Genomic DNA, 11446 nt, shown 5'->3' with positions numbered 1-11446 from the left:
GAGGTGAGCGATGCCCCTGGCCGAGAAAACCCCGCTTTCCCAAGTCATCGCGCCGCGTCGGCCCTTCCCCGCGCGCGTCGGCCCAACTGGCAATCTGATCTACAAGCTGATCACCACCACCGACCACAAGCTCATCGGGATCATGTACATGGTCGCGTGCTTCTCGTTCTTCTTCACCGGCGGTCTGATGGCCCTGCTCATGCGCACCGAGCTCGCGCAACCCGGGCTGCAGTTCCTGTCCAATGAGCAGTTCAACCAGTTGTTCACCATGCACGGCACGGTGATGCTGTTGTTCTATGCCACGCCGATCGTGTTCGGGTTCGCCAACCTGGTGCTGCCACTGCAGATCGGTGCGCCCGATGTGGCGTTCCCGCGCCTGAACGCATTGTCGTTCTGGCTGTTCGTCTTTGGCGGACTCATCACGATCTCGGGGTTCATCACGCCGAGTGGCGCCCCCGACTTCGGTTGGACCGCCTACACCCCGCTCAGCGATGCCATGCACTCACCTGGCGCGGGCGCCGACCTGTGGATCCTGGGGCTGGCGGTCGGCGGCCTCGGCACCATCCTCGGGGCGGTCAACATGATCACCACCGTGGTCTGCATGCGCGCCCCAGGCATGACGATGTTCCGGATGCCGATCTTCACGTGGAACATCCTGATCACCAGCGTCCTGGCGCTGCTGGTGTTCCCGCTGCTGACTTCCGCACTGTTCGGCTTGGCCGCCGACCGTCACCTCGGCGCGCACATCTACGACCCGGCCAACGGCGGAGTCATCCTGTGGCAGCACCTGTTCTGGTTCTTCGGCCACCCCGAGGTCTACATCGTCGCGCTGCCGTTCTTCGGCATCGTCACCGAGATCATCCCCGTGTTCGCCCGAAAGCCGCTGTTCGGCTACACCACACTGATCTACGCCACCGTGAGCATCGCGGCCCTGTCGATGGCGGTGTGGGCCCACCACATGTTTGCCACGGGAGCCGTTCTACTGCCGTTCTTTTCGCTGATGTCCTACATGATCGCAGTGCCCACCGGGATCAAGTTCTTCAACTGGATCGGCACCATGTGGAAGGGCCAGTTGACCTTCGAGACGCCCATGCTGTTCTCGGTCGGCTTCATGGTCACGTTCCTGCTGGGCGGTCTGTCCGGCGTGATGCTGGCCAGCCCGCCGATCGACTTCCACGTCACCGACACGTATTTCCTGGTGGCCCACTTCCACTACGTGCTCTTCGGCACCATCGTGTTCGCCTCCTTCGGTGGCGTGTACTTCTGGTTCCCCAAGATGACCGGACGCCTGCTCGACGAGCGGCTGGGCAAGGTGCACTTCTGGCTGACCTTCATCGGGTTCCACACCACGTTCCTGGTGCAACACTGGCTCGGCAACGAGGGCATGCCCCGGCGCTACGCCGACTATCTGTCCAGCGACGGCTTCACCACGCTCAACGTGGTCTCCACCATCGGGTCGTTCATCCTGGGCATCTCGATGTTGCCGTTCATCTGGAACGTGTTCAAGAGCTGGCGCTACGGCGAACCCGTCACCGTCGACGATCCCTGGGGCCATGGCAATTCACTGGAATGGGCCACCAGTTGCCCACCGCCGCGGCACAACTTCACCGAGCTGCCCCGCATCCGCTCTGAGCGCCCGGCATTCGAACTGCACTACCCGCACATGGTCGAGCGCATGCGCGCCGAGTCGCATATCGGCCGGCATCCGCGCACCGGCTAGTCACGCTGGCCAGCAAGTCACGCTGGTGTGACGCTCGGGCTCGAGCGTCACGCCAGCGTGACTTGCTGGAGGTCAGGCCTGCTTGAGCGCCTCGATCTCGAGGGTGATGGTCACCTTGTCGCCGACGACGGTGCCGCCGGTCTCCAGCGGCAACTCGATGTCGATGCCGAAGTCCTTGCGGTTCAACACGACCGAGGCCTCGAAACCGGCGACCGGCCCGTGCCCCATGCCCGGGTTGACGCCGTTGTACTCCAGCTTGAGCGAAACCGGCTTGGTCACGCCTTTGAGGGTGAAGTCGCCGTCGACGACGTAGTCGTCGCCCGAGCGCCGCACACCGGTCGACACGAACGTGGCGGTCGGGTAGTTCTCGGCATCGAAGAAGTCGGCGGACCGCACGTGCGCGTCTCGTTGCTCGTTGCGGGTGTTGATCGAGTTGACGTCGATGGTGGCGGTTACCGACGGGGTGCCGTCCGCTGCGACGACGACTGCGCCGCTGAACGTGTCGAAGCTGCCGCGCACCTTGCTCACCATCAGATGCCGGACCGAAAAGTGGATCGAAGAATGCACCGGGTCGATTGCCCAGGTGCCGGCAGTCAGATCAGCGGCGGTTGCGGCGGTCATGATGTCTCCCTTGGTATAGAGGTCCGGCAGTTCCGGCACCTTCGTAAGAGATAACCGGACTATAGTCCGATTGCATTCCCGCGTTCGAGAGAAATCTTCACTTACCTCGCGAGCGTGCGCGTCTGCCCCTCGACGCGCCGCAAAATCCCAGCATGTTGGGCACGCTCGGCAGGCGTGAACGCGGATATGTCGATGACTCCGGTGAAACCCAAGCCTCAGCCCGCTGCCTGTGCACATTCGCGGCCGCACGAGCGTGCGCCCGATGCTGACCGTTGGCGGCGTGGTGAGGGGCAGACCCGCACGCTCGCGGTGCAAAAGAAGGGATCAGGCAGCCAGGGGTGAGTAATCGGTGGTGCGCTGGCGCGCGGGACGGCCGATGCCCTCGGCGATGGCAACGAGTTCCTCGACGGTCTTGGCCGAGCCGTTCTCCGAGCCGGCCATGCGCGAGATGGTCTCCTCCATCAACGTGCCACCCAGATCGTTGGCACCGCCGCGCAACATCACCTGTGTGCGCTCCACGCCGAGCTTGACCCACGATGTCTGGATACTGGGAATCCTGCCGTGCAACATGATCCGCGCCAATGCATGTACGGCCCGGTTGTCGCGGTGCGTAGGCCCCGGCCGTGCCCCACCGGCGAGATACAGCGGCGAGGACTGGTGCACGAACGGCAACGGCACGAACTCGGTGAAGCCGCCGGTACGGTCCTGGATACCGCGCAGCACGTTGAGATGCCCGACCCAGTGCTTGGGAGTGTCGACGTGGCCGTACATCATGGTCGACGACGAACGCAGGCCCACCTCATGGGCGGTGGTCACCACGTCAATCCATTCCGAGGTGGGCAGCTTGCCTTTGGTAAGCACCCAGCGCACCTCGTCGTCGAGGATTTCGGCAGCCGTGCCCGGGATGGTGTCCAATCCGGCCTCGCGCAGGCTGATCAGCCACTCCCGGACCGACACCCCGCTGCGGGTCACGCCGTTGGCGATCTCCATGGGACTGAACGCGTGCACATGCATCGACGGCACCCGCGCCTTGACCGCCCGCACGAGATCGGCGTAGCCGGTGACGGGAAGTTCCGGATCGATACCGCCCTGCATGCAGACCTCGGTGGCGCCGGCGACGTGTGCCTCCCACGCCCGGTCGGCCACCTCGTCAGTCGACAGCGAGTACGCGTCGGCGTCGCCCTTGCGTTGCGCGAAGGCGCAGAATCGGCAGCCGGTGTAGCAGATGTTGGTGAAGTTGATGTTGCGGTTGACGACGAACGTGACGTCGTCGCCGACGGTATCCCGACGAAGCGAATCAGCCAGCGCAGCAACGGCTTCCAACGCCGGCCCGTCGGCGGTGGCCAGCGCGAGGTACTCGTCGTCGCTGCATCCGCCGGGGTCGCGTTCCGCGGAGCGCAGTGCGGCGAGCACATCGGTGTCGATGCGCTCGGGCGCCCGCGCCGCCAACTCGGAGACCTTCGCCCGGATCGACTCCCAGTCACCGAACGCACTGTCGAGGTCGCTGCGGGTCTCGGTGCGCCGCCCCTCCGCATCGATCGCGGTGTGCAAATCGGTGCGGCCCAACGATTCCGACGCCTCATCCGGCTCCTGCCACGGCCGACCCACCGGATTGACGTCACGGGCCAGTCCGGTGTCGGGGTCGGCCAGCGCGTCGACGTGCCCACGCACCCGAGGGTCGATCCATGCCGCGCCTGCCTGCACATAGGTCGGCTGCGCGGTCAGCCGCTGCACCAGGTCGTAGCCCGCTTCGGCGGTCACATCGGCGAGATCGTCGAGTGCCGGCCAGGGCCGCTCGGGGTTGACGTGATCGGGGGTCAGCGGTGAGACGCCACCCCAGTCGTCGACGCCGGCTCCGATCAGGGCCAGGCATTCGTCGCGGGACACCAGGTTCGGTGGCGCCTGGATGCGCATCTTCGGGCCGAGCACCAGGCGCGTCACCGCGATGGTCGCCACGAAATCGTCCATGCCGGCGTCGGGCGTCGACGCCATCGCAGTGTGGTCCTTGGCCCGGAAGTTCTGCACGATCACTTCCTGCACATGACCGAATTCCTTGTGCGAACGCCGGATCGCGTGCATCGTCTCGGCCCGTTCGGTAAGCGTCTCGCCGATGCCGACCAGCAGACCGGTGGTGAACGGGATGGAAAGCCGGCCGGCGTCGTCGAGTGTGCGCAGGCGGACCGCCGGATCCTTGTCCGGGCTGCCGTAATGAGCCGCACCGCGCGTCTCGAACAGCCGCCGCGACGTGGTCTCCAGCATCATGCCCATCGACGGCGCAACAGGCTTGAGCCGCGAGAGTTCCGACCAACTCATCACCCCGGGATTGAGGTGCGGCAGCAGGCCCGTCTCCTCCAGAACCCGGATGGCCATGGCCCGTACGTAATCCAGCGTGGAATCGTAGCCCCGCTCGTCGAGCCACCGGCGGGCCTCGTCCCACCGCGCCTCGGGGCGATCGCCGAGCGTGAAAAGAGCTTCCTTGCAGCCCAGTTCGGCACCACGACGAGCGACATCGAGGATCTCGTCGGGTTCCATGTACATGTCGAGGCCCTGGCCGCGCAGCCGGCCCGGCACCGTGACAAAGGTGCAGTAATGGCAGGTGTCGCGGCACAGGTGGGTGACGGGGATGAAGACCTTGCGTGAGTAGCTGACCGGCAACCTGCCGGTGCCGCCGCGACGGCCCGCTGAGGTCAGACCCGCGTCGCGCACCCGCGCGGCGCTCGCGCACAAATCGGCCAGATCATCACCTCGCGCGGTCATCGCAACGGCAGCTTCATCGATGTTGAGTGCGACGCCGTCGCGAGCCCGGCGCAAGACACGCCGCAACGCGGCCGCGTTGGCTTTCGGCGGGACCACCGGGCTGGGCAGATCGGCGCTGTGCTGGGGGTTCAGAGCCACTCCCGTGTAACCCCGGTGTAGTTCTCAATCATCCACGCGTCTCACATTCTGAAACCTTGGCGCCTGCTATAGAGGTCACAGTAGTACCGGGCTCTGCTGCAGTGCGGTCCCGCTGGGCCCGATCACGACCGGAATCCCCCACGACGCGCCTGGCAGCGACGACACGCCGATATTCGCTGTCGCTATTGACTCTGCGCGCGATAAGTTGAGACCTCGGTTGAAGCTGTGAACTTCCAGGGAGCTGTTGATGACTGTATCTGTGTCTGTGCGCACGTATCTCGTCGCTGGAGCAGCCGCGGCCACCGCGACAACAATCGCACTAGCCCCGGTCCAGGTGACACCCGCAGATGTCGCAGTCCCAGCTCATCCGACGACCACGCAGCCTCAACTGACTCAGCCCATGGTCGAGCTGCTGGCAGCCGCGCGCCGGATGACCGCCGCCGTGCCCATCCCGCCGAGGCCGGTGCCGGTGCAGGCGCAGGGCGGCGGATCGACCACCGGAGTTGCTCCGGCCTTGGCGGCACCCGATGCCGCGGCGGCCCCTGCGGCTCTGGCCATCGCTCCGAATCTCGCCGATACGATCGACCAGATCTACGTAACGGTGGAACCGTGGGTGCGGTACGGCTTCGAATTGGCGACCTATGCGGTCGGCTGGATTCCGTACATCGGTTTGCTATCAGGCCTGATCATGGACGGCTACAACTTCGGGCAGTCCATCGTCGCCAGCGGCGTTTTCAACTTCACCGACTGGCTGCGGGGTGACGGCGGCATCGTCACAAACCTGGTCGACTTCGGCGTGGACGTCGGTTTGGCATTTGTATGGCTCGGTATCGACGTTGTGAACACCTTTATTCCGCTGCCGCCGATAACGCTGCCGCCGAGGCCGCCACTGCAGGGAGCGTTCCTCGCGAGCTCGCTTGCCGCGCCGGCAGAGACCACGGTGCTGTCATCTGTCACACCGGCGCAGACGTTGTCGTCGACGCTCGCCGATGTGGGCAAAACCCTGGCCAACGCGGTCAAGGGCCTCACCGAGGGTGCTTCACTGCTCAACGTCGCGGACCTGCAAGCCGAGCCCGTGGACGGCACCGAAACATCCGCCGCCACCGGCGCGGAAAAGAACGCGGTGCAGACCGTCGGCACCGAGATCGAGACCGCGGTTTCGGGGGCAGCCGGCATGGTGCAGGACTATGCGGTGGAGAACGTCACCGAGGCCCTCCCCGACGCAGCCACGGCGACGGCGACCGATGAGGTCACCAGCGTCCCGAAGTCGGTGCGGCGGTCGCTGCAGTTGCAGAAGCCCACGACCGACAGCATCACGAGCACGGCGCCGCGATCGCGGATCAAGAATGTGAGCGACGGCGTCGGCAACGCCACGGCCGATCTCAAGTCCAACGTGAAGAAGGCGACCGACGGGCTGCGCAACGCCGTGAAGGATGCCGCCAAGAGCGCCCATCCGAAGACTGCGAAAACCGGGAAAACCGACACCTCCAACGCCAAGACCAACACCAAGGTCAAGACGTCGGCCAAGGGCACGTCCGGCGACGACTAGGTCAGCGGGTCAGCCGCCGGCGTAGCAACAGCGCCGGCGGCAGCGCCCCGAGCACCATGAAGAGCAGGGCACTGTAGGCCATCACGCCGTCGCCGCCGAAGACCACGTCACCGCCCGGACCACCGAGCGTCATGATTGCGACGGTCGCCAACCAGGTCAACATCGGCAACGCCGCGAGCCGTAACGATTCCGTGCATTGCATCGCGGCCCAGACGAGGGCCGCGTTCAGCGCGCCGCTGAGCAAAGCGCTGAGCGGAAACGGCACGGAGCCGAGGTAAGACGGCAGCAGCAGCGCGCCAACGACAGCGGAGATGACACCGTCGACGGCGAGCAGTGTCAGGACAATGCGGTCGAAGGCCGGGCGGGACAGTGGCGCGTTGTCGACGCGCGACCTGGTTGCGTTCAGGTCGGGATGCTGTCGAGCAGCGAACCGGCGACCCACTGGAAGTTATCCGCCCGGCCCTGCCAATACTGCAGGTTCGGATCGAGGTCGGGGTCCATGGGTTTCCCTTCGCCGCTGACTCTTGCCGGATTTTTGGAGCTTACCCCGCGGCGGGAGAACCTATTCCAGGACCAGCCCGGCGAGCAGGTCGGTTTCCCAGCCCCGGGCATCACGGGATCCGGCCTCGCCTGCGACAAGCAGGTAGTGCTCTTCTCCCAGGACGGGCAGCGCGATGTTGTTCGACAGCGCGCAGGCCCGGCCGTCGGGAGCGACGGTGACCTGGGTGGCATGGGCCTGCATCGCGGCGATCTTGGCCGGCAACTGGGCGGTGCCGTCGATGACGGCGTCGATCCGGTCATCGGGGTAGCCGAACGGCACGTCCTTGATGTCGACTGTGATCCACCCGTCGGGCAATCCTGACAGCGTGCGCAACCCGGCGCCCATGGCGCTCGTGGCCGTGACCGTCCAGTAGAACTTCGGTACGACCCAGTCATTCTCGGCTGCGGCGGCAACCGCGGCGGTGGTGACCCGGTGGGTCTGGATGTGATCGGGGTGGCCGTAGCCGCCCTCGGGGTCGTAGGTGACGACGACGTGCGGCCGCATGCCGGTGATGACTGCGGCGAGTTCGCCGACGGCTTCGTCTATGTCGGCGTCTACCCATCGCTGACGTCCCCGCGCATGGTCGGTTCCCATGCCCGAATCCCGCCAGCGTCCCGGCCCGCCGAGGTAGTGCGGCGCCCCGACACCCAGCGCACCCAACGCACGAGTGAGCTCACTGATGCGGTAACCGCCGAGCTGATCGGCGTGGTCGGCGGACAGTAAGGCGTACTGCTCGCCGATCACCTCGCCTTCTTCACCCAGTGTGCACGTGACGACCCGGACATCGGCCCCGTGCGCGGCATAGTGGGCGATGGTGGCGCCCGTGGTCAGAGTTTCGTCGTCCGGGTGGGCGTGGACGAACAACAGGCGGGGGTTTTCGTTGGGCATCGACCGCGACAGTAGTCGGGTCGCGACCGGGACGGCCATACCGCCGGTTCTCATGCGGACGCTGGTTGCCCTACATTCACGAAGGTGAACCGGCGCCACCTCGAGTTCGGCTGCGGCATCGTTGTGGTTGGTCTGGGGGCCGGGCTCGCCGGTGTGGCGACGACGCTGCTGTTGCACGCGGTCGAGCATCTGACCTATCACTACACATTCGGCACGCTGCTCGAGGGGGTAACCGGCGCCAGCCCGGTACGCCGCGCGGTGGGGCCGATGATCGGCGGTGCGGTAGCCGGCTTCGGCTGGTGGATGCTGCGCCGCCGAACCGAGGTGCCCGCCCTGTCGGCGGCGATCACCTCCCGTCGGCGACTCCCGGCGCTGCCGCTGTCACTGGACGCCGGCCTGCAAGTGCTGCTCGTGGGTTCCGGCGCCTCGCTCGGACGCGAAGGCGCTCCCCGCCAATTCGCGGCTGTGCTGGGCGATATCGGGACATCGCGATGGGCGCTGACGCCTCGCGACCGGGAAATCCTGCTGGCCTGCGCCGCCGGTGCGGGGCTGGCGGCGGTCTACAGCGTCCCGCTGGGCGGGGCGTTGTTCGCCGCCCGCATCATGCTCAAGACGTGGCATCCGCGGGCCGCCGGCGCGGCGTTGATCACCTCGAGCCTTGCCGTCGCGGTCGCCAGCCCGGTGACCCACTCCGCGCCCGCGCTCGACTGGCCTGATCCCCAACTGTCTTATCTACTCACGGGTTTCGCGTTGCTCCTGGCACCGCTTACGTTCGGAGTGGGAATGGCTTTCAACCGCATCATGGACCTGGCCCGTCCTGCCTCGGCACCGACATCGTGGTTGTTGATCCCGGCGATCGCCGCAGCCGGCCTGCTGATCGGAATCTGCTCGATCCGCTGGCCCGAGCTACCCGGCAACGGCAAGAGCATCCTCACGGTCGGTCTCGGCACCGGCATCACCTTGGCGGCTGCGGTCATGATCTTCCTGCTCAAACCTCTTCTCACCGCGGTCTTTCTGCGAGCCGGGGCGGTGGGCGGGATGCTCACGCCCGCGTTGGCCACCGGTTCAGCTCTGGGATCGATTGTGGCGCTGTCGATCAATACCTGGACCGGGCAGTCCGTCAGCGTCGCCGGAGTGTCGTTGACGTGCGCTGCCGGCGTACTCGCCATCACGCAACGTGCACCCGTCTGGGCGGCCCTGTTCGTCTGGGAACTGGCCCGGCCGCCGTGGTGGGTGCTGTTGCCGTTCCTCGTCGCGGCCATGGCTGCCCATGGGCTGCGGGTGCTGAGCGAGCGATGCCACCGCAGGGGCGGCTCGGCTATTTCGATTTGACCCAGTCTCCGGCGTCGCCCACGATGCCGACCGGTACTGCGCCGGACAGGCTGACGTTCTGCACGCTCGGGCCGGCGGCGACGATCGTGGTGTCCTGCAGGATCGGCAACACCGTCGACATGTTCCACAATCGGGGCTCGACAGCCTGGATCACATCGGCGATGTTCTGGCTACCATCCAGGGCCGCATCGATTTTCGGCTGGATACTGCGATCGCAGATGCCGGTGATGTTGCTGGGAGCCTGCACCAGATCACCGAAGTCCAGTGCCGGAACCTGTGGTGGAGGCGTCACCGTGGTGGCGGTCACCGGCGGCACAGTGGTGGTGGTCTTCGATGTCGGCGCCGACGAAGGTGGCGGCGGTCCCGGTACCGTCGTCGAAACCGCGGTGGCCTCCAGGGCACGACATCCGTACCGCGAGGCAAGCGCGGTCGCGAGGTCTCCCCCGGCCTGATGCCAACCGACGATGGCGTCGACGCGATTGTTGGTCGACGCGTCGCCGTAGAGCGCCACGGGATCCAACGCCAGCACCGAGGCATCGATACCGACGTTGCGCAACTGGTCGGCCGCAGTATTGGCCACCGCCACCGATGTCGGATCGTTCGACGCCACCCCCAGCACCAGGGACAACGGCACCCCGTCCTTGGTGATGCGCTGACGACCGTTGTCCGGCAACGAGTTTCCCGGCGCGATCGCGGCGGGCTCGATCTGATAGCCCGCACCCTGCAACAGCCCCAGCGCGGCGTCGCGACTCATGGCCGGTGGTGCGGTCGGCACATAGCCGGGGTCCGACGGCGAGCGCACCTGAGCCTGTGCGAGCGTGACGGTGTTGTCGTCACCCGCGCCGACAGAGGCCAGCAGGTCGACGTCGATCAGGTTCAGGATCGCCTTGCGCACCTGCGTATCGGCCAGCTTCGGCTCCTGGGCACGCAGCGTGAGTTGCAGCACCCGGGGCGTGACGATCCGTGCGGTACGCACGTCCGGGATAGCGCTGAGTTGCGCGAAAGTCGCTGCCCCGCCGTGGATCTGGGCCACCTGCGTATCGCCGTTACGAATCGAGTCGGCCAGTGCTGCAGGCGCTCCGCCGCGCCGGAACAGCACGAGGTCAGGTTTGGCCGGCACGCTCCAGAATCGGTCGTTGCGCGCCAAGAGAATCTCATCGCGCTGCGGGTCGATGCTCTCCACCCGGAACTGTCCACCGGTTACCGGCATGGCCCGGGCCAGGCCGGCACCGAACCCGCCAGGCACGTCTTTGACGATATGGGCGGGCAGGATGTCATTGAACAGCTCCTGCCAGGCCGGATATGGCTGTGAGAAGCTCACCACCACCTGTTTGCCGCCGTCGACCGACTGCACCCCGGTGATCAGGTCATACCCGGCCGGGTCGACGACCCCGGGCTGACCGACCATCTGCCGCCACAGATACCAGTAATCGTCCGCGGCGATCGGCGCGTTGTCGGTCCACTGCGCCTCGGGCCTGATCTTGTAGGTGACGGTGAACGGGTTTTGGCTCGTCACCTCGGCAGACTCCAGCAGCGTCGTGTCGAGTTCCCAACGAGAACCGGTCGGCGACTTCGGATCGGGCACGGGCCGGAACGAGCTCGGCAGCACCAGCGCGGCGATCGCTGCGTTCACAGGCGACTGATCGGAGAGCAGATGCGGGTTGAACCCGGGGCCGATCGAGTCGATGGCCATGATCACCTGCATCGCTTTGGCCGGTGGTGGCGGGGTGACCTGCGTGGTTTCGGTGCTCTGCGGCGCGGGCGGCGGACTGACCGTGCAGCCGCTGAACAACAGGGCCGGAGTCGAGATCAGTGCACCGAGCGTCAGGTGGACACGGCTACGCAGGCTGAGTCGAGTCGGCACACTAATCAGCGTAACGACAGTGAGTCGATTCCCCCG

8 protein-coding genes are annotated in these 11446 nt (G+C 66.3%); 3 read left to right on the top strand and 5 right to left on the bottom strand.

The genetic code is table 11. The features are described 5' to 3' along the window. Positions 1–10: 10 nt before the first annotated feature. Entirely contained in the window at positions 11–1720 is a 1710-nt protein-coding gene (gene ctaD / locus B133_RS0101485) for a cytochrome c oxidase subunit I (RefSeq protein WP_018598936.1), read from the top strand. A 72-nt stretch (positions 1721–1792) separates the two neighbouring features. Here ctaD and B133_RS0101480 read toward each other — a convergent pair whose 3' ends face one another. Together B133_RS0101480 and B133_RS0101475 are read right to left on the bottom strand one after the other, a co-directional pair. Further along, the gene (locus B133_RS0101480; protein WP_026255842.1) at positions 1793–2341 is read right to left on the bottom strand and encodes a YceI family protein; all 549 of its coding nucleotides are present in this window, start codon (positions 2339–2341) and stop codon (positions 1793–1795) included. A gap of 324 nt (positions 2342–2665) precedes the next feature. After that, the gene (locus B133_RS0101475) at positions 2666–5236 is read right to left on the bottom strand and encodes a bifunctional FO biosynthesis protein CofGH (protein ID WP_018598934.1); all 2571 of its coding nucleotides are present in this window, start codon (positions 5234–5236) and stop codon (positions 2666–2668) included. A 247-nt stretch (positions 5237–5483) separates the two neighbouring features. On the opposite strand from B133_RS0101475, the gene B133_RS23240 reads away from it, so the two are divergent. After that, positions 5484–6785, top strand: a complete 1302-nt coding sequence (locus B133_RS23240; protein WP_157625768.1) for a hypothetical protein — start codon at positions 5484–5486, stop codon at positions 6783–6785. Position 6786: 1 nt separating this feature from the next. Here B133_RS23240 and B133_RS0101465 read toward each other — a convergent pair whose 3' ends face one another. Both B133_RS0101465 and mshB read right to left on the bottom strand, forming a co-directional pair. Continuing rightward, complete coding sequence (locus tag B133_RS0101465; RefSeq protein WP_018598932.1) at positions 6787–7227, bottom strand: DUF6113 family protein; 441 nt, start codon at positions 7225–7227, stop codon at positions 6787–6789. A gap of 120 nt (positions 7228–7347) precedes the next feature. Further along, positions 7348–8214: an N-acetyl-1-D-myo-inositol-2-amino-2-deoxy-alpha-D-glucopyranoside deacetylase gene (gene mshB / locus B133_RS0101460; RefSeq protein ID WP_036418867.1), complete on the bottom strand. Its 867-nt coding sequence runs from the start codon at positions 8212–8214 to the stop codon at positions 7348–7350. Positions 8215–8298: 84 nt separating this feature from the next. Here mshB and B133_RS0101455 point away from each other — a divergent pair, with 84 nt between their 5' ends. Further along, on the top strand, positions 8299–9546 hold the full coding sequence (locus B133_RS0101455) for a chloride channel protein (protein ID WP_018598930.1): 1248 nt from the start codon (positions 8299–8301) through the stop codon (positions 9544–9546). On the opposite strand, the gene B133_RS0101450 is transcribed toward B133_RS0101455, so the two are convergent. After that, entirely contained in the window at positions 9533–11392 is a 1860-nt protein-coding gene (locus tag B133_RS0101450; protein WP_198291024.1) for an ABC transporter family substrate-binding protein, read from the bottom strand. The two genes, B133_RS0101455 and B133_RS0101450, sit on opposite strands and share 14 nt — an antisense overlap. Positions 11393–11446: the final 54 nt, after the last annotated feature.

The organism is Mycobacterium sp. 155, from assembly GCF_000373905.1.
GTDB lineage: Bacteria > Actinomycetota > Actinomycetes > Mycobacteriales > Mycobacteriaceae > Mycobacterium.
Note: the sequence above shows the minus strand (reverse complement) of the source record. Positions and strands in the feature narration are given on the sequence as shown.